Origin of the sequence: Methylophaga sp. UBA2513 (assembly GCF_002341285.1) — a bacterium.
GTDB classification, from domain to species: Bacteria; Pseudomonadota; Gammaproteobacteria; order Nitrosococcales; family Methylophagaceae; genus Methylophaga; species Methylophaga marina.
In genome coordinates, this window is sequence record NZ_DDNT01000008.1 from 68,795 (window position 1) to 92,299 (window position 23,505).

Consider the following 23,505-nt stretch of genomic DNA (forward strand, 5'->3'; position numbering starts at 1 on the left):
AAAGAGCCACGACGACCGTTTTTGACAATATCGCCGACTTTATCCGTACTTGAAGGCTCACCTACCAGACACCAGTCAATATGTTCCCCACGGCTTTGTAAGGTTTCAACCACTTTCACCGTGCCGTTTACTGCTGGGCCTTCTTCATCGCTGGTAATCAGAAAAGCGATACTGCCCTGATGATCTGGATGTTTTTTGACAAAGCGCTCACAGGCTGTGATAAAGGCAGCAATACTGCCTTTCATATCAGCCGTACCACGTCCATACATCATGCCATCGACGATATTAGCTTCGAAGGGAGGATGACTCCAGCGCTCGACAGGGCCTGTTGGCACAACGTCAGTATGCCCAGCAAACGCCAGAACAGGACCTTTATTTCCTCGGCGAAGCCAGAGGTTATCCACGTCGTCGAAACACATGTGTTCAGCATGGAAACCATAAGGTGCCAGCCGATCCGCTATCATGATCTGGCAGCCTTTGTCTTCGGGAGTGACACTGTCACGACGAATTAATTCTTGGGTCAGTTGTATGGTTTCAGACATGAACGTTTCTTGTGTTTGAGGTTATAAACGAATACCGATGGTGAATGACAAACTGGCACCACCTAACATAATGACATCAACGCCATATTGATGATTACCGCAGCCGATACCTGGAATGATAGCGGGCAAAACTCTGCTAAGAAAATGTAAGTTAAACCAACTGTTGATAAACATCTTCTTTAAATCCGACTATGGTCGTTGAGTCGTTGACCAAAACGGGGCGCTTAATCAGAGTAGGGTTTTCCAACATGAGTTCAATCGCGGTTTTTTCATCCAGATTGTCCTTACGTGGGTCATCCAGTTTCCGCCAGGTTGTGCCTCGTTTATTCAACAAAGTCTCCCAGTCAACGGACTGAAGCCATTCTTTGACGGTGCTCTCTTCAAGACCTTGCTGACGAAAATCGTGAAACACATAGTCAATAGAGTGTGCCTCAAGCCAGCTTCGTGCTTTTTTGACCGAATCACAGTTTTTAATACCGTAGAGAATCATTGTAGTCACATGTATATAAGGCTAAAAATAAAAAGGGGTGAGCAATAACGATTTGCTCACCCCTAATGTTATCTGAATAAAATGATACTAGATATCACGTAATAATTCATTAATACCCACTTTGCCACGTGTTTTTTCGTCAACTTGTTTAACGATAACCGCACAGTACAGGCTGTATGAACCATCTTTAGAAGGTAAGTTACCAGACACCACAACAGAACCTGCAGGGATGCGACCATAAGTGATTTCACCGGTCAGGCGATTGAAGATTTTTGTGCTTTGACCAATATAAACGCCCATTGAGATAACTGAGCCTTCTTCCACAACAACACCTTCAACTACTTCAGAACGAGCACCAATGAAGCAGTTATCTTCAATGATGGTTGGGCCGGCTTGTAAGGGTTCTAATACACCACCGATGCCTACGCCACCAGAAAGGTGAACGTTTTTACCGATTTGAGCGCAGCTACCTACCGTCGCCCAAGTATCGACCATGGTGCCAGAATCAACATAAGCACCAATATTGACATAAGAAGGCATCAAAACAACACCAGGTGCGATGTATGATCCGCGACGAACCGCTGCTGGTGGTACAACACGCACACCGGCTTTGTTAAAGTCATCTTCATTAAAGTTGGCAAATTTAGGCTCAACTTTATCGAAATAGTTGGTTTCTGCACCAGGCATGATTTTGTTGTCATTTAAACGGAATGATAATAAAACCGCTTTTTTCAGCCATTGGTTAACAACCCAGTCACCATTTTGTTTTTCTGCAACACGAGCTGAACCGTTATCCAGCATCGTTAATGCTTCATTGACTGCATTTCTGACATTGCTATCAGCGTTAGCAGGGTTAATCTCAGCACGGCGTTCAAACGCCTCTTCAATAATTTGTTGAATATCACTCATTGGTGTCTACTCCATTGATTTAATTATAAACTTTCAATAAGGCTGCGAATGCGATGTGCAGCTTCTATACATTCTTCCAGCGGGGCAACCAACGCCATGCGAATACAATTCGAACCAGGATTGCCCGCAGTGGTGTCACGGCCTAGATAGGTGCCTGGTAAAACGGTGACATTTTGTTGTTCAAATAATTGTCTGGCAAATGCCGTATCAGCAATGGGCGTTTCAGCCCACAAATAGAAACCGGCTTGCGGCATAGATACTGACATGACTGGCGCTAAAATTTCTAATACCGCATTAAATTTTTCCAGATACAGCTCACGATTATGAACAACATGATCTTCATCATTCCAGGCGGTGATGGAGGCCGCCTGTGTAGCAGGTGGCATTGAGCAACCATGGTACGTGCGGTAGCGTAGAAATTGTTTCAGAATATCAGCATCACCAGCGACAAAACCACTTCTCAAGCCAGGGGCGTTCGAACGTTTCGACAGACTATGAAAAACCACACAACGGCTCATATCAGTATAACCAGCCGCATAAGCTGCTTCTAATAAACCGACGGGCGGGTTCGTTTCATCGGGGTAGATTTCGGAATAACATTCATCAGAAGCAATCACGAAATCATACTGATGCGCCAACTCAATTAAACGTGTCAGAGTCGCTTGATTAATGACAGCGCCAGTTGGATTGCCTGGGCTGCAGATATAGATTAACTGACAACGTTGCCAGGTATCTGCACTAATCGCATCAAAATCTGGAATAAAGTCGTTACTGGCAGAACAATTCATATAATAAGGTTCTGCACCTGCCAAAATAGCCGCACCTTCATAAATTTGATAAAACGGATTAGGCATTAAAACTAATGGTGCTTTGTCGCGATCAATGACTGCTTGAGCAAACGCAAATAAAGCCTCACGCGTACCATTTACCGGAAGCACCTGAGTCATGGCGTTGATATGGCCATCCAGATTGAATCTATCATTCAACCAAGTCGCTATGGCATGACGCAGCTCATTCGTACCGGCGGTGGTGGGGTAGGATGACAGTCCATGAAGATGGGTGATGACTGCTTCGGTAATAAATCCTGGCGTTGGGTGTTTGGGTTCACCTATCGACAGTGCAATATGTGCCTTGTCTTCAGGTGGCACACAGCCTTGTTTCAGTTGAGCCAACTTTTCGAAAGGATAGGGGTGCAGTTTTGCCAGTTCTGGATTCATAATTCCAAATGAATGAGTGAAAAAATCAGACCATTATAACGGGTTGGAGCAATCTCGTGTTATAAGGTGTGCCATGACAAATACGAATAACCAACAATTTAATCTTGCTGTACTCGGTATCTTATTTTCCTCAGCTATGTGGGGATTGATTTGGTATCCAATGCGCTTACTCGAACAACAAGGCCTTCCTGTCGTTTGGTCTACTTTACTCATGTATTTTGCTGCCGCCATCGTGGCCACAGCCATGTTGTTCAAACAGAAAAAAGATTTTTCAGGTTACTGGCCCCCCAGTCTTTGGGCGCTTGCTGCCGCAGCAGGCGTTACAAATATTGCTTTCTTAGTGGCACTGACTCACGGTGAAGTGATGCGTGTCATGTTGCTCTTCTATCTGTCTCCACTCTGGTCAGTGTTGTTGAGTCGTTGGTGGTTAGGCGAAAAAATTTCGCGAGTTTCCATGCTGATGATCATTGTGGCGATGTCAGGCACGATGATCATGTTATGGCACCCGGAAATAGGTCTGCCCTGGCCAAACGATATGGCTGACTGGTTAGCTTTGTTTGCGGGATTTATGTTTTCAGTGAATAACGTATTAAGTCGCAAACTTGCTGATGTGGCTATGGAAGTCAAAACCACCATTGTTTACTGGGGCGTGGTTATGGTGGCAGGGCTTGTATTAGTTCTACAGCAATCAAGTGTACCGGACATCAGCCTCAATTTATGGCTGGCGGTCATGGTTTTTGGTGGTCTTTGTTTTACCGCGATGACGATAGCCGTGTTATATGGTCTGGCAAGAATGCCGGTTTTTCGCTCAGCCATTTTGATGTTATCTGAACTGGTGGTGGCGGCTATTTCTGCCTGGTGGTTGACTAGTGAACAAATGAGCCAAACAGAGTGGTTAGGCGGAGCGCTTATTTTTATTGCTGCCTACGGTATGGCTAAGCAAGGTAAAGCCTGAGTTATATTTGGTGTCACATACCGCCTGACGTTAAACTAACGCTATGGCTTTTAAATGTTTTTTATCCAGGTGAAATATGATCAAATCGATAGCACATGCCAGTTTTCTAGTAAAAGACCTAGACGTTTCTTTACGCTTTTATTGCGACGTATTACAGCTGCCTCTTAACCCCAGCAGGCCTGAGTTTGCTTATGACGGTGCTTGGTTAGATATCGGCGATACAGGACAGATGATTCATCTGATGGTATTACCCAACCCTGACTCTACTGAAGGACGTCCCGCGCATGGTGGTCGTGATCGTCACTTGGCGTTAGTAGTCGATGATTTAGAAGCCTTGGGTGAACGTCTGGAAAATGCGGGTTATGAATTTTCTCGAAGCAAGTCGGGCAGAGCCGCATTTTTCTGCCGTGATCCAGATGGAAATGCATTAGAGTTTGCAGAAGATTTTACACCGAAGTAAAACTAAAAATAACGACTTAGAGAAGCAATCAATGACTTACAGAGTTACTCACATTTTCTGTGGATAACTCTGTGATTAACTTCTGTGAAAATCGCTAAGTCATTCTTACGCAACAAGGCTGACGGTTTTGGTTAAAAAATGACCATTTTGTTAAGTTTATATAAATCAATGACTTATATTCAAGTTAACCAGATTCAATGACTTAGCGATGATACTTGTATTGGTTTTGTAATACTTCTTATAACTGGTGATAAGTCTGTGGCTATCTTGCCAAAGCAGGCTGCTGAATATCGTCCTGAAAGCGATCTTCTTCCCCAGTGGGTTCCTGTCTAAATTGCTCGAGATCGGTAAAGTTAAATAAATCTAAATCGCCCATTTGTGAGGGTGAAATATTCTGAATACTGCGGAAGATATTTTCTAACCTACCGGGAAATTGTTTCTCCCAGCCCTGCAACATTGTTTTAATAGCCTGACGTTGCAGATTTTCCTGAGAGCCACATAAATTACACGGTATAATGGGAAACTTCATTGCTTCGGCATATCGTGCAATATCTGATTCTTGCGCATAAGCTAAAGGTCTAATAACGATATTGGTTTTATCATCACTTAATAGTTTTGGGGGCATGGCTTTTATTTTGCTGCCATAGAACATATTCAGAAACAGCGTTTCAATAATGTCATCACGGTGATGACCCAGAGCGATTTTGGTGATGCCATTTTGTCGAGCATAGCCATATAAAGAGCCTCGACGTAGGCGTGAGCAGATTCCGCAAGTGGTTTTACCTTCAGGCACGACTTCTTTGACGATGCTGTAGGTATCTTTTTCGATGATATGAAATGGCACACCAATCGATGATAAATATTCCGGTAATACGTGCTCAGGAAAGCCAGGCTGTTTCTGATCAAGGTTCACGGCGATAAGCTCAAAGTTAATCGGTGCATGATCTCTCAGATTAATCAGAATATCGAGCATGGTATAGCTGTCTTTACCACCAGATAAACAGACCATCACTTTATCGCCGTCCTGAATCATATTGTAGTCGGCGATGGCCTGACCGACGTTGCGACGTAAGCGTTTACGCAGTTTATTAAACTCGCGCTGTTGTTTGACCAGAGTGTGTTCGGTTGTGGATTCTGTCATACCAGACCTGCAAAGGGTTGAACGTTAACAAGACTGCCGGCACTGAGTCCGTCGCAGTTTTCTTCAAGTAAAATAAAACAATTCGCCATGCTCATCGAGCGAAGAATGCCAGAGCCCTGGGCTCCGGTTGTGCTGACTCTGAGTTGACCTTCATTGTTTCTAAATAAGATGCCGCGCTGAAATTCAAAGCGCCCTGCGCGTTTTTTTATCGCATTATCGCACGGAACTTCAATGATTATAGGGAGTGTGTCTGATTCACCCGCCAGACGTTTTAGGGCAGGTTGCACAAATTGATAAAAGGTCACCATCACCGACACGGGATTACCAGGTAAACCAAAAAACATGGCTTCGCCAATTTGCCCAAATGCCAGAGGACGTCCTGGACGCATAGCAATTTTCCAGAAATTGACCTGGCCTAATTCAGCCAACATGTCTTTGACATAATCGGCATCACCTACCGATACACCACCAGAAGATAGAATAACATCTGCGTCCGCCGCCGCTTGCTCTAGAGCTATTTTTAAAGCGGCTCTATTATCTGGAATAACGCCCATATCAATGACATCAATATTGAGCTCACTGAGCATGCCATAGAGGGTATAGCGGTTACTGTCATAGATCTGACCATCACCAAGGTGTTCACCCAAGCCACATAACTCGTCACCAGTAGAGAAAAAGGCAACACGAAGTGGTCTATATGTGACAACCTCGGCTATGCCTAGCGATGCTAAGAGGCCTAAGTCAGCAGGTGTTAATCGGCGGCCAGCAGGTAGAACCGTGTCACCACAGTCGATATCTTCTCCTGCTAGTCTGACATTTTGTCCAGCTTTCACGTCTGTATGGATGGTGATGGTTTGATTGTCTGATTCAACTTGCTCCTGCATCACCACTGTGTCACAACCATCCGGAATTTTTGCGCCGGTCATAATACGAATACATTGACCTGCTTCAACATGACCTTGATAGGGTTTACCCGCAAATGCCACACCAACGTTGTTGAGTGAGAAAGGGGCATTTTTGATGTCTGCACTTTGCAACGCATAACCATCCATGGCTGAGTTGTTATAAGGGGGTACCTGTCTGGGTGATACTACGCTTTGGTGTAAAACCTGCCCTAGTGCCTGTCTCAAGGAGACTTTTTGCCAGCTTGAAATGGGGGACAATAAGTCGTGGATACGCTGGCGAGCCTGTTCAACCGTCAAGTTATTGTGATCAACATCATCAGCGCAACTTGGCTGTGGGGTAAATTCGGCCATATTTAGCTTTTCCATGAAAAAATAAACTGTTCAATAAAGTCGACCATAGCAGGTATATGGTTGATATCCAGCATGAAAGGCATATCGTCATTTGCGATGGCATTGTCGGACGCAACGGCGATGATATGCGGGTCATCCTTATATAATGTTGGTGCGCCTAGTTCTGTGCGGTTTAATTCTATTTTAGGGAAACGTTCGTGTTTAAAGCCTTCAACAAGAATGAGGTCGATGGTGCGTGTATCCAGACGCTGAATTAATGGTTGTAATTCGGGCTCGATGAGATCGTCATGATTTTTTTTCATCAGTGCCATCATTTTATCTGAAGCAATAATCATTTCTTCAGCGCCGGCTTCACGGATTTGATAGCTGTCTTTTCCCGGCTTATCGATATCGAAATTATGGTGAGCGTGTTTTATCACCGCAACACGGATATTTCTGTCTTTGAGCGCGGGTATCAGCTTAGTGAGTAAAGTCGTTTTACCTGTTCCGCTGAACGCCGCAAAGCCCAGAAGTGGTTTGGTTGAGCGTATTTTTGACTTTAGAGTTAATTCATCAGGTGAATTGATATTGATAAAAAAGTCTGCCTGATCAGAAAAATCGACTTCAGCCACCTTATGCTGATATAGCCAATCGCGGGTTTTACGCTGACCTGAAGCTAAAAACTCAGACAAAGACTGTTTAAGCCGAAGTGGAATTAACGCAAATACCGGTTGTAATTGTGTACCATCATGGGCAACGGCAATATCACTTCCAGTCGCTAACAAGGCTTCCATTAAACGTTGCCTGAGTTGAGCACTGATAAGCGGATTGTCACAAGGTACGGTGAGTAAGTACGCTGATTTTACCTGCTGCATTACTGATAGTATGCCGGACAGTGGCCCCTGGAAATTGGCGAGATTATCCGTGATAACCGGATACGAAAAAGTTTGATACTTTTCAATATGTCGATTCGCACTGATATATAAATCATCAACTTGCGGTAATATAGCATCAATGACATGGCTTACCATCGCTCTGCCCTGGTAGTGAAGCAAGCCTTTGTCTTGACCACCCATTCGGCGGGATTGGCCGCCAGCCAGCAGTACGCCAGAGACTGTAATAGGGGAGAAAATGCTCATGATGCGATTAGTGAACAACCTGATTAAAAAGAAAAGTCATGGCTAAAGTTATATTAGTGTCGCTTATTATACTGTTAATTAGCGCTCGAGCAGAGGCCGTTAATATCGACATTATGGTGGTTGGTTTATTTAAAGACAAAGCCGTGGTCGAAGTGGATGGTAATCAACATTTATTGAGTGTCGGTGATACAAGCCCTGAAGGCCTGAAATTGCTTGCTGCCAATAGTAATAACGCCACTTTTGAAATCAATGGAAAAAAACAAACTTTCCCTTTAGGGGATCGTATCAGTAGTAACTACATTGAAGCTGAGAAAAAAACAGCAGTGACATTATGGCCAAGCAATGGCATGTATACCGCAACCGGCAATATAAACGGTTATACGACAAGCTTTTTGGTCGATACAGGGGCCAGTACTATCGCCATGAACTCAGCTACTGCAGCTCGCCTTGGCATTGATTATCTTCGAGGGCAGCAGGTGGGGATAAGGACGGCTTCAGGCAAGAGTGTGGGCTATAAGGTCAAACTAGACTACGTGCAACTTGAGCAGATAAAACTGCATAATGTTGATGCCGTCGTCTTAGATGGTGAAGAACCTTCAGTGACCTTACTCGGTATGTCCTTTCTGGGACAGCTGGACATTCAGCACAATGGTGAACGTCTTGATCTAAGACAAAAATATTAAGCAAAAAAAAGCCTGGTTAACCAGGCTTTTTTTAGATGAACCAATCAATAATGATTAATCAAACCCTTTGCTTATTAATGCATAAGCAGAATGGTTATGAATCGATTCAAAGTTTTCTGACTCGACTGTGTAAGCCGTAATACGAGAATCTTGATTCAATCTCGCTGCGATATCACGCACCATATCTTCAACGAATTTTGGATTATCATAAGCGCGTTCAGTGACGTATTTTTCATCAGGACGCTTTAATAAACCAAAGATTTCACAAGACGCTTCTTTCTCAACAAGATCGATTAGATCTTCGATCCAGACAAAGCTCTCCACACGGACAGTCAAAGTCACATGTGAGCGTTGATTATGTGCGCCGTAATCAGAGATATTCTTGGAGCAAGGACATAGACTAGTGACAGGAACGACAACCTTAACCGTCATCATGGTTGTTGCACCGGTGATTTCACCAATAAACGTGACGTCATAATCCATCAAGCTTTTGACTTTTGAAATGGGCGCTTCCTTGTTTACAAAATAAGGGAAGTTCATTTCAATGTAGCCAGATTCAGCATCAAGGCGCTCGGTCATTTGACCAAGCATTTCGCGGAATGACTTAACCGTAATTTCACGTTCGTGTTGATTCAAAATCTCCACAAAGCGTGACATATGTGTGCCTTTGAATTGATGTGGCAAATTCACATACATATTAAAGTTAGCAATGGTATGTTGCTCACCGGTCGTACGATCACTGACTTTAACGGGGTGTTTAATGTCTTTGATACCGACTTTATCAATGGCAATTTTACGTTGATCGGCGATATTCTGGACGTCTTCGATTTCGTCTTTTATCTCAGTGCTGGCTGGGGTTGTGCTCATTCAATTATCCTCGCTGTATTTAACGCAAGCGCGATCTGTTTCCCACAAAGTAACACCGGAAACTTTAGCGATATCATTATTTAAGGTATCACTGAGCTTTTGGTAAAAAAATCTGGCAATATTTTCAGCCGTTGGATTGATGGTATCAAATGGTGGGATGTCATTCAGATATCGGTGGTCCAACGTTTTTGCCAACTCACGAGTCGCTGTTTTGATCGTTTTGAAATCCATGCCCATGCCATGATCATTCAGATCAGTGGCAGTGACTTCGACTTCCAGCTTCCAGTTGTGGCCATGCATGCGACTGCAATCACCTGGATAATCTCTCAGGGTATGTGCCGAGGCAAAATCGGCCAAAATTTTCAGGGTGTACGTTGCGCTCATAATGTTGACTATTATACTCAGGAATCGTTCACGAAGACAGCGTATTATGCCGTAAAGTGCTGATTAATGGTATGCAAAATACCGTCAGCATCCAGACCGCACTGACTTAACATGCTGCTATGAACGCCATGCTCGATGAATGTATCAGGTAATCCCATCAGTTTTATAACGACAGCATGATTTATTTCTCTTAAATATTCATTTACTGCGCTGCCAGCACCACCCATGACCGCATTTTCTTCAATGGTGATAAGAAGGTCGTGTGAGTCAGCGATTTGCTTGATCATGTCTGTATCAAGGGGTTTAACAAATCGCATATTCACCACAGTGGCGTTGACCTGTTCTGCGGCTTGTTCTGCGGCAGTGACCATACTGCCAAAGGCAAGAATGGCTACTTTTTCACCGTGGCGTTTTAATTGGGCTTTACCCATTTCCAGTGAGGTCAGCGCCGGCTCAATCGGGGTGCCGTTACCACTACCACGGGGGTAACGTACTGCTGCTGGCCCGTTATAACGAAAACCAGTGGTTAACATTTGTCGACACTCATTTTCATCAGCAGGTGCCATGATGACCATGTTCGGAATACAACGTAAAAAACTTAAGTCGAAACTGCCTGCATGGGTCGGACCATCAGCGCCAACCAAACCGGCACGGTCAATGGCAAATAATACATTCAGATTCTGGATAGCTACGTCATGAATCAGTTGATCATAAGCTCGTTGTAGAAAGGTTGAATAAATCGCAACAACGGGTTTTTTGCCTTCACAAGCTAAACCAGCGGCGAGGGTGACTGAATGTTGTTCAGCAATACCGACATCAAAGTAACGCTCAGGAAAATCTTCGGCAAAGCGATTCAACCCCGAGCCTTCGCACATGGCTGGTGTAATACCGAATAAATCCGGATCCAGACGAGCCATATCGCATAACCAACGGCCGAAAACTTGGGTGTAGGAGGGGCCGGAAGATTTACTATTGGCCGGACTCACTCCATGGTATTTACATGGATGTAATTCGGCAGGCTCATAACCTTTGCCTTTTTTGGTGACGATATGAAGAAACTGCGGCCCTTTACGCTTTTTCAAATTGGTCATGGTCGCTATCAAGGTATCAATGTCATGACCATCAATAGGACCGATATAGTTGAAGCCCATTTCTTCAAACAAGGTGCCGGGAACCATCATACCTTTGACATGTTCTTCTGCGCGTTTGGCGATTTCCCATGCTGGTGGAATCTTTTCAAGTACACGCTTACTACCTTCGCGAGCGGATGCATAGAAGCTACCAGAAAGTAATTTAGCGAGATAATTCGCCATGCCGCCGACATTTCTTGATATCGACATTTCATTGTCGTTAAGAATAACTAAGAGATTGGCACTTAAATCACCAGCGTGTGCTAAAGCTTCAAAAGCTTGCCCTGCGGTAAGTGCGCCGTCACCAATAATCGCGACGGCGTGACGAGGATCGTTATTGGCTTGTGCTGCCAGTGCCATACCTAACGCTGCACTGATTGAGGTGCTCGAATGACCGACACCAAATGTATCGTAGTTACTTTCGCTACGTTTTGGAAAACCAGATAACCCGCCAGGCTGACGCATGGTGCTCATTTGATCACGACGGCCAGTCAATATTTTGTGTACATAACTCTGGTGACCTACATCCCAGACCAGTCGATCGGTTGGTGTGTCAAAGACATAATGTAGGGCAATAGTGAGTTCGATAACGCCCAGATTAGAGGAAATATGCCCGCCTGTTTGCTGCACACTATCGATAATCAGTGTTCTCAACTCTTCGGCCAGCTGGGGCAACTGTTTTTTATCCAGCTGACGCAGAGCATCCGGGTTATTGATATGAGCGAGTATTGTATCCATTCTGTCGATTTCTTAATGTGAGCGTTTCACAACAAACTGGGCCAATTCGGCCAGCACTTCTGAGTTAAATGGGCACGCATCAAGGTGAGTGAGTGCTTTTTCTATCAACGCAACCGCTTTTTGTTGTGCTTTTTCGAGGCCTAGTAAAGCAGGATATGTGGGTTTATTCAATGCAATATCGGCACCTTGCGCTTTTCCGAGCGTTTCTGTGTCTGTGATCACATCCAACACATCGTCCTGTACCTGAAAAGCCAGTCCTATGCAGTCTGCATAGCGATCAAGGTGTTCAAGTATGGTTTCATCGTATTGTTCTGCTGATAAGGCGCCCATTAAGACACTTGCCCGGATTAATGCGCCGGTTTTTAACTTATGCATGGCTTGGAGTGCGTCGATATCCAGTTTTATGCCAACGGATTCCAAGTCAATAGCTTGGCCTCCTGCCATGCCTGCTGCCCCCGAAGCATGACTGAGTGTTTTTATCATACGACTTTGTTGTTTATCCGTCAGCGTCTCATCACACAAGGTTTCGAACGCTTGAGTTTGTAAGGCATCACCGACTAAAAGCGCCGTGGCTTCATCATAAGCTTTGTGACAGGTTGGACGACCTCTTCGTAAATCATCGTCATCCATCATGGGCATATCATCATGTACCAGCGAATATGCATGGATCATTTCAACTGCCGCAGCAGCGACATCCATGGCTGGTTGCTTAGCTCCCATAGCTTGTCCTGTGGCGTAAACAAGTAGTGCACGTAAACGTTTACCTCCACCTAATGTGGCGTAACGCATAGCTTCGAATAAACGCGCTGATCCCGGCTTTAGACCTTGCTGAAGACGTTTTTCTAATACAAATTCAATTTGGGACTGGTGTTTTAACATCCAGTCTTCGAGAGGAAACTTGACGTTCACGCGTCACCAGTTTCCGGGTCGAAATCTACCATATTGCTTTGGCCAGATTGTTGTAAAAGCATTTGTACTTTTTGTTCTGCTGCTTGCAGTGACTCCTGACAATCACGCGTCAGTAATACACCACGTTCATAAAGTTTAAGGGATTCTTCCAGACTAATATCGCCATCTTCTAAGCGTTCAACTAATGCTTCCAGCTCTTTAACTGCAGCTTCATAATCCAGCTTTTTTTGTTTCGCTGCCATTCTTGCCTCTGACCGAAATAATTTTGCGCCTATTATAAGGTAATAGGCGTAGGCTTGCCTGCTGGATTGTTTTTTTATTTGCCGTTACTCTGTTGTGTTTGATTATTTTTTTGGTAGAGAACGTCTTATGCCGAAAATCATTCGCGGTTTTCATAATTTACCTGCTTCACCACAAGGGTGTGTCGCTACCATTGGTAATTTTGATGGTGTTCACTTAGGCCATCAGGCGGTATTAACTCAATTAGCCATGAAAGGCGATACGCTGAAATTACCTGCCGTAGTGATAACTTTTGAGCCGCAGCCTTTTGAATATTTTGTACCAGAAAAAGCCCCAGCCAGACTGACACGGTTTCGTGAAAAAGTGGAAGCATTGCGTTGTTATTCCATTCAGCAGTTATGTGTCTTACGGTTTAATAAACGTCTGGCGCAAATGTCAGCAGAAGCATTTATCCAGACATTATTAGTGAAAGGATTGAATGTTAAATATTTGGTGGTGGGTGATGACTTCCGCTTTGGCTGTGAGCGAAAAGGCGATTTTGCGTTGCTACAGGAAGCTGGCAAAAAATATGGCTTCCAGGTTGTGAATATGCATACCTTTGCCATTGATCAAAATCGGGTGAGTAGTACGCGCATAAGAAATGCTCTGAGCAGCGGTGATTTAGTATTGGCTGAAAAATTATTAGGACGCCCATACAGAATGAGTGGTCGTGTCGCCCATGGTGATAAGCGCGGCCGTAAGATGGGCTTTCCCACGGCGAATATCCATTTACATCGCCATAAAATTCCACTGACAGGTGTCTTTGCTGTGCAGTTATTTGGTATTGATGAAGAGCCGGTCAATGGCGTGGCGAATATTGGTATTCGACCCACCATCGGTGGTAATAAAGCCTTACTTGAAGTACATTTGTTTGATTTTAAAAGAGAAATATATGGAGAGCATGTCCAGGTATTTTTCTTACACAAGATTCGAGATGAACAGCGTTTTGATGGCCTGGAGCAACTCATTGCTCAGATTCATCTGGATGCAGAGCAGGCACGCCAATATTTTTCACAGGTTTATTTCAGGTAATAATTCTGTAGAAACTGATGGCGTTGTCTGGTCAATTCAATAGCACAACTGGCCGTCATGGCTGTTTGCTCCTGATGCTTTTGCCAGGTCTGATACACATTCAGACATTGAGTCTTGCGATAGGCGTCCCAGGTTTGTTGAGATAATTCCAGTGATTTAAGCAATGCCTCATTATCAGCATGGCGTCGTTTAATGAGGGTTAAGTCACTCACCATATGATCAATCGCTGATTGTAATTTTTCATCTAAACAACTTTGCTGCGCCTCGGCACTCGTCATTGGGCATAGCGCCTGTGCCTGAGTCAGCGGTGAGACAATAAAAAGCAGGCTAAATAAAATATATTTCATGGTTTAGAGTCTATCAATATCCAGTAAAATCTGTTTTGCCAATGTTTCCATTCGCTCCAGACTGATATCGGCTTTTTGCAGAAAATCACCGCTGTAAAATTTGGGGTCAGCCCAATGCTTGCCGGTGATATGGCAACGTTTGGCGAGTTTGTTGAGCCCCAGATCCTCTAAATCAAAGCCAAGTTGCGTCCAGTATTTGGCTAGATGCCGCTCGGTCGCATGGTCAGTTTGTTGCGTATCTTGTATTTGTCTGACATAAACGCTGGTTTCGCGAGCTGCAATAATCACATTTCTCAGCGCTTTTCTGGATTGTTGCTGACGTGCCTCACCAGCACGATTGAGATTTGCTAGCCAGCGTTGTATATGTTTAAAAATTTCCCATAATAATTTGGGATTAATCGCATCCATGACGTTTTTATTTATGTGTCTAAGATTAAGCGCATCGGAATCATGGCTGAATGAGTAAAGCCTTCATCCTGATACATTTTTTGTGCAATGGCGTTATCAGCATCGGTTAATAGCGTCATCCGCAGGCAACCTTGTTGTCTGGCAAAATTCACAGCCGCATTCAACAAAGCTGAGCCAAAGCCTTTACCCCGATGTTGTTCATCAATGACCATATCTTCCAATAAAGCGACTTTACCGCCCATGGCGGTTGAGGTCAGATATAACAAACTGACAACGCCAACCACTTTTGACTGATGTTTGATAAGTAAAAAATGGCCTTTGTCTGGATGCCTGAGAATATCACTGACCGCGTGCATTTGTTTCTCTGGCTGTGGCTCAAAGTCGGCCTCCTGTGTGAACAGAACGGTTAACAAATGTGTGATGGCATTCAGATCAGTTAATGTCGCTTCTGCAATGATGTGGTTGGTCATTTAGCGTTAACCTTAGGCTCAGTTTATGTTGGTTATGTTCGTCGTATTCAAGGTCGATTGATAGTAGCATGACCCTTAATCAGAACGTTATATCATTTCGACAAAAAGGGAGACACCACCATGGCTGACTGGTTAACGGCAACTGTAGTTGAAAATAAGCAATGGACTGATCGATTGCACTCGTTAAGACTGGATGTCGATTATCCTATGTTTAAAGCTGGTCAATTTACCCGTTTAGCGTTGGAGATTGACGGTGAACTTGTCAGCCGACCTTTTTCTTTGGTGAATAGTCCTGATACGAGACCGCTCGACTTTTATTTTATTGAGGTACTGGATGGCTTACTCTCTACCCGACTCTCTAAACTGAAGCCCGGCGATGAAATTTTTGTGGCACCCAAAGCCGCGGGCTTAATGACCTTGGATCAGTTACCCGAAGGAAAGCATCTCTATTTATTGTCAACGGGGACTGGGGTGGGTCCGTTTCTTTCTATTCTGAACTCAGCTGAAGTCTGGCAGCAATTTGAAAAGGTGGTATTGGTTCATGCCGTCAGATATCAAAATGAGCTGACATATCAGGCGACGATTGACGCGATAAAAGCAGCACACAGCGAGCAGTTTATGTATGTGCCTTTTGTCAGCCGTGAGGCCGCACCGGATGTATTATCAGGTCGTATTCCTCAAGCTGTTGAAGATGGTCGCTTTGAAAAACGCACAGGCCTAAAGATCAATGCAGAAGATAGTCAGGTGATGTTGTGTGGTAATCCGGATATGGTCTTGGAAACAATGGATGTATTAATCAATACACATGGTTTGAAAAAACATTCGCGACGTGATCCAGGTCAAATCAGTATTGAGAAATATTGGTAATAGATAATTTACAGCTGAATTTGTGAGCAAACTCACTATTGAGAAATATTTGGTTTAGCCGATATCTTGTATACAAGATAAAATTAGTCAAACAAAGTCATTGCTACTCATGATGAAGTGAGTATTTCAAGAAGGTAAATGAGTCTTGACGACCAAAAATATTTATTCAACTCTTTCAGTATTTCCCAACACGAAAGTACATAAGCTACATTTTGATCAGGGTTTGACTCTAATTGAACTCATGATCGTAGTCGCTATTTTGGGCGTGCTCGCTATGATTGCTGTTCCCAGTTACCAACAATATAAAGAAGAAGCGGATAGACAGTTAGCCATTGCTGACTTAACCGAAGTACGCTTTTATATCGAACGATTTTATGCAGAAACAAATCGTTTTCCAGCCGACATCACAGAGCTAGGTAACTTACCTAACAATGGTAATGATCCGTGGGGAAATCCATATGTATATCTCAACATTGCCAATGCGGGTCCAGGGATTAAAGGCCAAGTGAGAAAAGATAAAAAACTTAACCCTATTAACACCCAATACGATTTCTATAGCAAAGGGAAAGACGGGGTGACTAAAAAACAAATATCCAATAAAGACAGTCTCGATGACATCATTATTGCGAGAGACGGTTTGTTTATCGGCGTAGCAGAAGACTTTTAAGCTAAGTCATGCTGACACGTTCTCTTTTTAGCAAAAATACGGTAGCCAAACGCCTCTATTTAGCCTTTATTTTAGCCACGATTATTCCTGTGAGCATTTTAGGGATCGTCTCGTTTTATCAAGTTAATGGTGAACTGGAAGAACAAGCGTTTTCTGGGCTACGCAAAAGCAGTAAAGATTATGGTTTGCGTTTGATTGACCGTTTCGTGGTCGCTGAAAGCGCCCTTAAATTACTCGAAAACAGAATTCCAAAATTAACGCTGGCACATGATTCCGCCATTCTCAAAGAGCGAATTGGCATGCTCTTTAGTCACATTGTTGTATCAAAACCAACTGGCAATCAATACATTGTAGGTGAACAGATATTACTTCCCACACTCAGCACTGATGAGCAGCGTGTGATTAGTTTAGGAAGGACGGTTATCAAAGCCGTTGATGAGGATGAGTCCATTGCATTGTGGATTGCCATTCCTCAGCTAGGGCTGCAAGACCATTTGCTTATGGCCCGCCTCAAGGGGGATTCTATCTGGGAACAGGAAGTGCTGGGTGCAAATGAGCTGCTAGTCTATGGTGAGAATGGTCAGTTATGGTTTAGCACTGCTGAGCACAATGTCTTACCAGAAGAATTGGAGCAGGAGGTGTTGTCCAAAAGCAGTGGTACATTTAAGTGGGAGGATAATGTTAACGGCAGTGTATTGGCCGGTTTTTGGCATACTCCACTGCGTAATATGTTTGAAGCACCGAATGCCATCATTGTTCAAATACAACTCGAAGATATTGCGCTGTCAGCGAATGTGCATTTCAAATCATTTTATCCACCTGTGATTATGCTGGCTGTCTTGGTAGTGTTGCTTTCCGTAACGAAATTAATCTCTCGATATTTAACACCTCTTTCAGCTCTTCAGGAAGCCACCGAGAAGCTAGTCAAAGGTGACTTTTCTTATCAGGTAAAAGTCGACAGTGAAGATGAGTTTCAGTCTCTTGCTAACTCCTTCAACAACATGACTCGACATATTCAAACTCAATTTGATATTCAGTCGACAATGGGGGAGATAGACCGACAGATTTTATCTGTTCGAGATGCGAATGAAGTGGTAGAAACGGCTATGACTCGGTTACCTGAAACACTTGGTGTCGATATGATGGCCATCGCAAGTATTAAACCCAACTCATTGGCGATTGAAAAGCTTTATTTCCGCGTTGGTCTACAGCCGACTCAAATTGTAGATAAGCCCAGTGTCCTTAGTCATGAGGACTATCAACATTTGATTTCTGAACAAAACCGTATTTTTATTCTTGCGAGTAGTGAATTGCCCGCTTATTCCTACATTAGGAAAATAATGCAAGAGCAGCACTTTTATTATCTCGTGGTGCCAGTGATTGTTAACGAACAACTAACGGCTATCGTTGGTTTTGCCTATCATCAACTGTCAGCTATCACTCATGAGGTGAAAAATACGGCGAGAAACTTCGGCGATCGAATTGCTGTAGCTTTATCTAATGCCGCCTGGGAAGAGAAGCTCTATAATCAAGCTCATTACGATGGGTTGACAGGGTTAGCAAACCGTCGTGTTTTAAATGAATATTTGAAACAGGCTGTGGCCAGAGCCAAGCGAGATGAAACTAATTTTTGTGTGCTATTTATTGATCTTGACCGTTTTAAGAGTATCAATGATTCGATGGGACATGCTGCCGGTGATAATTTACTCGTAGATGTTGCCAAGCGCCTTGAAAACAATTGCAGAGAGGCTGACCTGGCGGTTAGAGTGAGTGGCGATGAGTTTGTTATTCTGCTGACCGAGTTTGATGACAAACAAGCTTCAGCCTCTATTTCCAGTCATATTGCTGAAAAAATCCTAAAGACATTAGCTGAGCCATACCACATCAATGGACAAACATTGCACATCTCGGCAAGTATTGGTATTGCCATTTTTCCAGATGATGGTAATAACCCTGACGCTATTTTAGAACACGCTGATGCGGCTATGTATCACGCGAAATCAGCTGGTCGAGCAAATTTCCACTTTTATCAGTCGGCAATGACATCAACAGCCGTTGAAAATCTCAAGCTGGAAAATGATTTGCGTCAGGCATTAGATAATAATGAATTAGTCGTTTATTTTCAGCCGAAATTCGATAGCGAACAGGAAATAGTTGGTGCTGAAGCATTAATTAGGTGGATGCATCCTGAACTTGGCATGGTATCCCCAGCCAAGTTTATTCCCATTGCTGAGCAGTCATTATTAATTATAGATATTGGTCGCTGGGTGTTTGAGCAGTGTTGCGATCTTATTAATGAATTGAGTGATAAAAATCTGACTATTGTTCCCATTGCGGTCAATTTATCGGCAGTAGAATTTAATAGAGATGATCTTATTTCCCATCTGCTTGGGATATTGGATAAAACTCAGACAAACCCTAATTATATTGAGTTAGAACTTACCGAAAGCGTCGCTTTAACCAACAAAGATATCTGTATTCAGCGAATGACTGCATTACGAGAATCAGGAATGAGTTTAGCGATGGACGATTTTGGCACCGGATTTTCATCTTTATCATACCTTCAGGAACTACCACTTAATACGCTAAAAATTGATCAACAATTTGTCAGAAATATTGAGTTGGGTGAAAGCAGTCAGGCAATCGTAAAAGCAGTAATGGCCTTGGCAAAAGGTCTGTCCATGTCAGTTGTTGCCGAAGGTGTGGAAACACCAGAGCAATTTAATTTTCTGGCTGAAAATGGATGCGATTTTTATCAAGGCTATCTGTTAAGTAAACCCATACCCAAAGTTGATTTTATGGCAAAGTTAGAGGCCAAAAAATAGATGACAGCAGGTTTCTATACGGGATATCAATAAATCATATTGCTCATGGTGATTTGGTGTATTGTTCTCATCTTCTATCTTTAGAAGAATGATAAGCTGATGTTCTTACTGATGTTGTTGGTAACTGATTAGATGAGGTTGATTGCCTTTGATTACTTCAGAGCCATTGCCATATTATGCATCGTTGCCGGACATTCTATTAGCTACAAATCCATCACCAGTTTTGATGAAAGAGTCATAGCGAATTTAATTCAGGGCGGCTCACCACTGTTTGTCTTTATCTCTGGTTTTTTCTTTCATCATATTTTTTACAGGCAGTTTCACTACAGCCAGTTTATGCTGAAGAAAGTTAAAAATGTCTTGTCGCCTTATCTGTTCTTATCCTCCCTAGCACTCATTTATTATTTAAGTTCTGGTATTTCTCTACCGGATGCAAAACAGTTAGGCGTGTCGTCTCTAACTGACTGGCAAGATTATATAGGCATGATTAGTTTGTACCTTTGGACAGGCAGAACCTCGTTTGCTTATTGGTATATTCCTTTTATTATGCTGATATTTTTGATGTCGCCTTTGTTTATCAGTTACATTCGCCAGAGTCTAAAAACGCGTTTGGTAATATTCATTATCGCTTTAATATTGGCAATGATTGTCCATCGTCCAGCAGGTAATTTGTCTCCGTGGCATGCCGTTATGTATTTTTTACCGATGTATTTATTGGGCATTTTCGTGTCGATGCATCGTGAGCTTGTGCAGCGATATCTACATAACAAAGCGTTTTTGCTCGGGGTTACAGTGGTATTTCTGGCAATTCTACAAGCGCTGATTTATCCAAGCTTTGGCAATCTGCATAAATTACATCCATTTACCTTTGATGGCTTAGATATCCTGATTTTGCAGAAGATAGTTTTATGTTTTTTCTTTTTATCTTTGCTAGAAAAACTGAGCGAACATTACCCTCAAATACCTTTATTAAGGTTATTAGCTGATGCTAGTTTTGCCATTTATTTTATTCATCCCTGGGTATTGATTGCCTTAGTCGGGTATCAGTGGTTACCCTATCTGGAACAGATGAGCGGATTGGTTCAATTTATTATTACCTTTCCGCTCACAATATTGATTAGCCTGACATTAGCTTATGTTATTAAGCGATGTATCGGTACATACAGTCGCTTTTTAACGGGTTGGTGAGATTATCCTAGTCGCCCTGACACACTATTGATAAAGGCATCCTGGATCGTTTCATCACCATTATAGAGTTCATCAATCTGGTTGATGGATTCAGTATGCTTCAGGCAAAACTGAATACAGGCGGCCACGTCAGCTCGAGTAATCACGTCTTTATCAGCCTGACCTGTTCGTTGTGTGGAAATATGGCCAGTCGCTTTATCATCTATCAGTTTGCCTGGTCGCAAGATGGTGTAGGGGACACCACTGGCTAATAAATACTCATCAGCAAAGTGTTTGCAGATATTGTAGTGTTTTATCGCTTCGGTGCCTGCTTCAGGATTACCGGCATCTCTGGCGCTTACCATAACAAATTGTTTTATATTATGTTTCTTTGCCATGTCGATAGCTTTTACGGCGCCCCATAGATCAATCAAGATGGTCTTATCTGCTCCAGTTTTTCCTCCTGAGCCCGCTGTAAAAACGACTTTATCGCAGTCAGCAAAGGCATCATCAGGTAGCGGTGCTTCCAGATCAGTAATCATTGTTTCAGCACCCAAGTCTTGAAAAAAGGGGGCTTGCTGTGAATGTCGAATCATGGCTTTAACGGGACTATTCTCAGCGCAGAGTAATTTGACCAGTTGTTTTCCAATTTGGCCATTCGCACCAATAACTAATGTTTTACTCATCGCTTTCCTCCTGAAGTCTTAACGTCAATATAACTATCACTCTAACATGGCCACCTGTTTTACTAATATGTCCATAAGTGTTGACGTAAAAAATATATGTCGAATACTATCGACATATGAAAATAGAAAATGCACTTAGCGCTTTTGATGCCCTGTCACAGGAAACACGCCTCCAAGCTTTCAGATTACTTGTTGAAGCTGGTCCGCAGGGAATGGCTGCCGGTGCTATCAGTAATGCACTGGGTATTCCACACAACACCTTATCATTCCATCTGACTCACCTGAGCCAAGCTAAATTAGTTTCGTCACGTAAACAAGGCCGTTCGATCATTTACCTCGCTAATTTTGAACAGATGAGAGAGTTGATCGCCTTTATGGTTCAAGATTGTTGCAGAAGTGATATGGCCCGATTACATCAGGCTGACAATATTGACTGTGCCGTTGTGGAACTGGTTGATTGTTGTAAACCTCAATCCGATAAAACAGAGAGTTGAAATGAAAAGGATATTGGTTTTATGCACAGCAAACTCATGTCGGTCCATCATGGCGGAAGCATTGATTAACCATCTCAAAGGTGAGGAATATCATGCTATGAGTGCGGGCAGTCAGCCCGCAGGGTATGTTCACCCCAAATCGATTGAGACACTAAGAAAACATGGCATTGACCCGGGAAGTCCTGTCAGTAAATCCTTGGATGAGTTTGCTGGTCAGTCTTTTGATTACGTTATCACCGTTTGTGATCAGGCCGCTGATGAAATATGTCCAATTTTTTATGGTGAGTACCGGAAACTACATTGGAGCACGCCAGATCCGGCAAAAGTACAAGGCACTTCCGCGGCGCTAGACGCGGCTTTTGATGAGGCTTTTCAATTATTAAAAACACGTATCGAGAAGGAATTAGTATGAAGCAGGAGTCGACTTCAGCGATAGGCTTTTTTGAACGCTACCTGTCCGTTTGGGTGGGCCTTTGTATTGTGGCAGGTGTGGGCCTTGGGTCGTTATTTCCAGGCGTCTTTCAAACAGTAGCTGCATGGCAATATGCCAATGTAAACCTAGCCGTGGCTGTGTTTATCTGGTTAATGATTTATCCAATGATGGTCAATGTCGATTTTGCGTCGATTAAAGATGTTGGCAAAAAACCAAAAGGATTATGTCTGACGCTGGTGGTGAATTGGCTCATTAAACCCTTCACCATGGCCGGACTCGGTATTTTATTTTTTGAGATTTTATTTGCAGGTTGGGTTGATCCGCAATCAGCAAAAGAATACATCGCTGGGATGATTTTGTTGGGTGTAGCCCCATGTACCGCAATGGTGTTTGTCTGGAGCCAACTGGTCAAAGGGGATGCGAATTACACCTTAGTACAAGTCTCCATCAATGATTTGATTATGGTCTTTGCCTTTGCACCCATTGCCGCATTTTTATTGGATATGACCGATATTATTGTGCCGTGGCAAACTTTATTTTTATCCGTGGTCTTGTATGTGGTCATACCATTAATCGCAGGTTATCTCACGCGTAAACTTCTTGATAGTAGTCAGGAACATCATGAAATAGCGCGTTTCACACAAACCATAAAACCTTATTCAATCATGGGTTTATTGGCGATGGTGGTTTTACTATTTGGTTTTCAGGCTGAAACTATTCTGGACAAACCCTTAGTTATTGCTTTGATTGCTATTCCGTTGCTGATTCAAAGCTACGGTATTTTTGCTATTGCATATGGCTGGGCTTATTTATGGAAAGTGCCGTTTAATGTGGCCGCACCAGCGGCTTTGATAGGCACGTCCAATTTCTTCGAGCTGGCGGTGGCCGTGGCGATTAGCTTATTCGGCCTGCATTCTGGTGCAGTCTTGGCGACAGTTGTTGGCGTGTTGGTCGAAGTACCGGTAATGCTATCTCTGGTCGCTCTGGCATTGAAAACAAAACAAGCTTTCAGAGATTGAAATGAGTATCAC

28 protein-coding genes are annotated in these 23,505 nt (G+C 43.3%); 11 read left to right on the top strand and 17 right to left on the bottom strand.

Annotation, left to right across the window (positions count from 1 at the left end; translation table 11 throughout):
* The 5 genes from dapE to dapC form a co-directional block, all read right to left on the bottom strand.
* Positions 1-542 (bottom strand): succinyl-diaminopimelate desuccinylase (gene dapE / locus B3V56_RS04785; protein ID WP_289284013.1); only part of this gene is annotated, 542 nt, incomplete at its 3' end.
* 21 nt (positions 543-563) lie between these two features.
* On the bottom strand, positions 564-716 hold the full coding sequence (locus B3V56_RS04790) for a hypothetical protein (RefSeq protein WP_289284014.1): 153 nt from the start codon (positions 714-716) through the stop codon (positions 564-566).
* On the bottom strand, positions 694-1,032 hold the full coding sequence (locus tag B3V56_RS04795; RefSeq protein ID WP_289283572.1) for an ArsC family reductase: 339 nt from the start codon (positions 1,030-1,032) through the stop codon (positions 694-696). Before B3V56_RS04795 ends, B3V56_RS04790 begins: the two co-directional genes overlap by 23 nt.
* Before the next feature lie 87 nt (positions 1,033-1,119).
* The gene (dapD, locus tag B3V56_RS04800; protein WP_289283542.1) at positions 1,120-1,941 is read right to left on the bottom strand and encodes a 2,3,4,5-tetrahydropyridine-2,6-dicarboxylate N-succinyltransferase; all 822 of its coding nucleotides are present in this window, start codon (positions 1,939-1,941) and stop codon (positions 1,120-1,122) included.
* A gap of 23 nt (positions 1,942-1,964) precedes the next feature.
* Positions 1,965-3,158: a succinyldiaminopimelate transaminase gene (gene dapC / locus B3V56_RS04805; RefSeq protein ID WP_289284015.1), complete on the bottom strand. Its 1,194-nt coding sequence runs from the start codon at positions 3,156-3,158 to the stop codon at positions 1,965-1,967.
* A gap of 73 nt (positions 3,159-3,231) precedes the next feature.
* Between dapC and B3V56_RS04810 the strand changes: the two genes are divergently transcribed.
* Together B3V56_RS04810 and B3V56_RS04815 are read left to right on the top strand one after the other, a co-directional pair.
* A complete protein-coding gene (locus B3V56_RS04810) occupies positions 3,232-4,113 on the top strand; it encodes a DMT family transporter (protein ID WP_289283545.1) in 882 nt (293 codons plus the stop codon).
* 76 nt (positions 4,114-4,189) lie between these two features.
* Positions 4,190-4,573, top strand: a complete 384-nt coding sequence (locus B3V56_RS04815) for a VOC family protein (RefSeq protein ID WP_289136552.1) — start codon at positions 4,190-4,192, stop codon at positions 4,571-4,573.
* Between the two features lie 262 nt (positions 4,574-4,835).
* On the opposite strand, the gene ttcA is transcribed toward B3V56_RS04815, so the two are convergent.
* Genes ttcA through mobA form a run of 3 tightly spaced genes read right to left on the bottom strand, consistent with a single transcriptional unit; the run spans position 4,836 to position 8,088 of the window.
* The gene (ttcA, locus tag B3V56_RS04820; protein ID WP_286305353.1) at positions 4,836-5,714 is read right to left on the bottom strand and encodes a tRNA 2-thiocytidine(32) synthetase TtcA; all 879 of its coding nucleotides are present in this window, start codon (positions 5,712-5,714) and stop codon (positions 4,836-4,838) included.
* Complete coding sequence (locus B3V56_RS04825) at positions 5,711-6,970, bottom strand: bifunctional molybdopterin-guanine dinucleotide biosynthesis adaptor protein MobB/molybdopterin molybdotransferase MoeA (protein WP_289284016.1); 1,260 nt, start codon at positions 6,968-6,970, stop codon at positions 5,711-5,713. The genes ttcA and B3V56_RS04825 overlap by 4 nt, the downstream gene beginning before the upstream one ends.
* A 2-nt stretch (positions 6,971-6,972) precedes the next feature.
* Positions 6,973-8,088 (bottom strand): molybdenum cofactor guanylyltransferase MobA, encoded by a 1,116-nt coding sequence (gene mobA, locus B3V56_RS04830; RefSeq protein WP_289283548.1) that lies wholly within the window; start codon positions 8,086-8,088, stop codon positions 6,973-6,975.
* A 38-nt stretch (positions 8,089-8,126) separates the two neighbouring features.
* Between mobA and B3V56_RS04835 the strand changes: the two genes are divergently transcribed.
* A complete protein-coding gene (locus B3V56_RS04835; protein WP_289283549.1) occupies positions 8,127-8,771 on the top strand; it encodes a retropepsin-like aspartic protease family protein in 645 nt (214 codons plus the stop codon).
* Positions 8,772-8,825: 54 nt separating this feature from the next.
* On the opposite strand, the gene folE2 is transcribed toward B3V56_RS04835, so the two are convergent.
* From folE2 to B3V56_RS04860, 5 genes are read right to left on the bottom strand one after another with little or no spacing between them, the layout of a single operon-like run.
* Positions 8,826-9,638: a GTP cyclohydrolase FolE2 gene (gene folE2 / locus B3V56_RS04840; protein ID WP_286305349.1), complete on the bottom strand. Its 813-nt coding sequence runs from the start codon at positions 9,636-9,638 to the stop codon at positions 8,826-8,828.
* Positions 9,639-10,022 (bottom strand): 6-carboxytetrahydropterin synthase QueD, encoded by a 384-nt coding sequence (gene queD, locus B3V56_RS04845; RefSeq protein WP_286305348.1) that lies wholly within the window; start codon positions 10,020-10,022, stop codon positions 9,639-9,641. It abuts the gene before it with no gap.
* Positions 10,023-10,066: 44 nt separating this feature from the next.
* Positions 10,067-11,890 carry a 1-deoxy-D-xylulose-5-phosphate synthase gene (gene dxs, locus B3V56_RS04850; RefSeq protein WP_289283551.1) on the bottom strand — a complete coding sequence of 608 codons (1,824 nt, stop codon included), beginning with the start codon at positions 11,888-11,890 and terminating at the stop codon, positions 10,067-10,069.
* Between the two features lie 12 nt (positions 11,891-11,902).
* On the bottom strand, positions 11,903-12,769 hold the full coding sequence (ispA, locus tag B3V56_RS04855) for a (2E,6E)-farnesyl diphosphate synthase (protein WP_289283573.1): 867 nt from the start codon (positions 12,767-12,769) through the stop codon (positions 11,903-11,905).
* Positions 12,770-12,795: 26 nt separating this feature from the next.
* Complete coding sequence (locus tag B3V56_RS04860) at positions 12,796-13,041, bottom strand: exodeoxyribonuclease VII small subunit (RefSeq protein WP_286305346.1); 246 nt, start codon at positions 13,039-13,041, stop codon at positions 12,796-12,798.
* A gap of 127 nt (positions 13,042-13,168) precedes the next feature.
* Here B3V56_RS04860 and ribF point away from each other — a divergent pair, with 127 nt between their 5' ends.
* Entirely contained in the window at positions 13,169-14,110 is a 942-nt protein-coding gene (gene ribF / locus B3V56_RS04865) for a bifunctional riboflavin kinase/FAD synthetase (RefSeq protein ID WP_289283552.1), read from the top strand.
* Here ribF and B3V56_RS04870 read toward each other — a convergent pair.
* Genes B3V56_RS04870 through B3V56_RS04880 form a run of 3 tightly spaced genes read right to left on the bottom strand, consistent with a single transcriptional unit; the run spans position 14,098 to position 15,335 of the window.
* On the bottom strand, positions 14,098-14,457 hold the full coding sequence (locus tag B3V56_RS04870) for a lysozyme inhibitor LprI family protein (protein WP_289283553.1): 360 nt from the start codon (positions 14,455-14,457) through the stop codon (positions 14,098-14,100). The two genes, ribF and B3V56_RS04870, sit on opposite strands and share 13 nt — an antisense overlap.
* A gap of 3 nt (positions 14,458-14,460) precedes the next feature.
* Positions 14,461-14,865, bottom strand: coding sequence for a hypothetical protein (locus tag B3V56_RS04875; protein WP_289283554.1), 405 nt, complete (start codon positions 14,863-14,865; stop codon positions 14,461-14,463).
* Between the two features lie 11 nt (positions 14,866-14,876).
* Positions 14,877-15,335, bottom strand: a complete 459-nt coding sequence (locus B3V56_RS04880) for a GNAT family N-acetyltransferase (protein ID WP_286305342.1) — start codon at positions 15,333-15,335, stop codon at positions 14,877-14,879.
* 120 nt (positions 15,336-15,455) lie between these two features.
* On the opposite strand from B3V56_RS04880, the gene B3V56_RS04885 reads away from it, so the two are divergent.
* The 4 genes from B3V56_RS04885 (at position 15,456) to B3V56_RS04900 (ending at position 20,882) form a co-directional block, all read left to right on the top strand.
* Entirely contained in the window at positions 15,456-16,202 is a 747-nt protein-coding gene (locus B3V56_RS04885; protein WP_289283555.1) for a ferredoxin--NADP reductase, read from the top strand.
* 145 nt (positions 16,203-16,347) lie between these two features.
* Complete coding sequence (locus tag B3V56_RS04890; RefSeq protein ID WP_289283556.1) at positions 16,348-16,869, top strand: type IV pilin protein; 522 nt, start codon at positions 16,348-16,350, stop codon at positions 16,867-16,869.
* Between the two features lie 8 nt (positions 16,870-16,877).
* A complete protein-coding gene (locus tag B3V56_RS04895; RefSeq protein WP_289283557.1) occupies positions 16,878-19,694 on the top strand; it encodes an EAL domain-containing protein in 2,817 nt (938 codons plus the stop codon).
* A gap of 132 nt (positions 19,695-19,826) precedes the next feature.
* On the top strand, positions 19,827-20,882 hold the full coding sequence (locus tag B3V56_RS04900; protein WP_289283558.1) for an acyltransferase family protein: 1,056 nt from the start codon (positions 19,827-19,829) through the stop codon (positions 20,880-20,882).
* Between the two features lie 2 nt (positions 20,883-20,884).
* Here B3V56_RS04900 and B3V56_RS04905 read toward each other — a convergent pair whose 3' ends face one another.
* Positions 20,885-21,547 (bottom strand): SDR family oxidoreductase, encoded by a 663-nt coding sequence (locus B3V56_RS04905; RefSeq protein ID WP_289283559.1) that lies wholly within the window; start codon positions 21,545-21,547, stop codon positions 20,885-20,887.
* Between the two features lie 116 nt (positions 21,548-21,663).
* Between B3V56_RS04905 and B3V56_RS04910 the strand changes: the two genes are divergently transcribed.
* Genes B3V56_RS04910 through arsB form a run of 3 tightly spaced genes read left to right on the top strand, consistent with a single transcriptional unit; the run spans position 21,664 to position 23,493 of the window.
* On the top strand, positions 21,664-22,041 hold the full coding sequence (locus tag B3V56_RS04910) for an ArsR/SmtB family transcription factor (protein ID WP_289283560.1): 378 nt from the start codon (positions 21,664-21,666) through the stop codon (positions 22,039-22,041).
* A gap of 1 nt (position 22,042) precedes the next feature.
* Positions 22,043-22,453 (top strand): arsenate reductase ArsC, encoded by a 411-nt coding sequence (locus B3V56_RS04915; protein WP_289283561.1) that lies wholly within the window; start codon positions 22,043-22,045, stop codon positions 22,451-22,453.
* Positions 22,450-23,493 (top strand): ACR3 family arsenite efflux transporter, encoded by a 1,044-nt coding sequence (arsB, locus tag B3V56_RS04920; protein ID WP_289283562.1) that lies wholly within the window; start codon positions 22,450-22,452, stop codon positions 23,491-23,493. The genes B3V56_RS04915 and arsB overlap by 4 nt, the downstream gene beginning before the upstream one ends.
* The last annotated feature ends 12 nt before the right edge of the window (positions 23,494-23,505 follow it).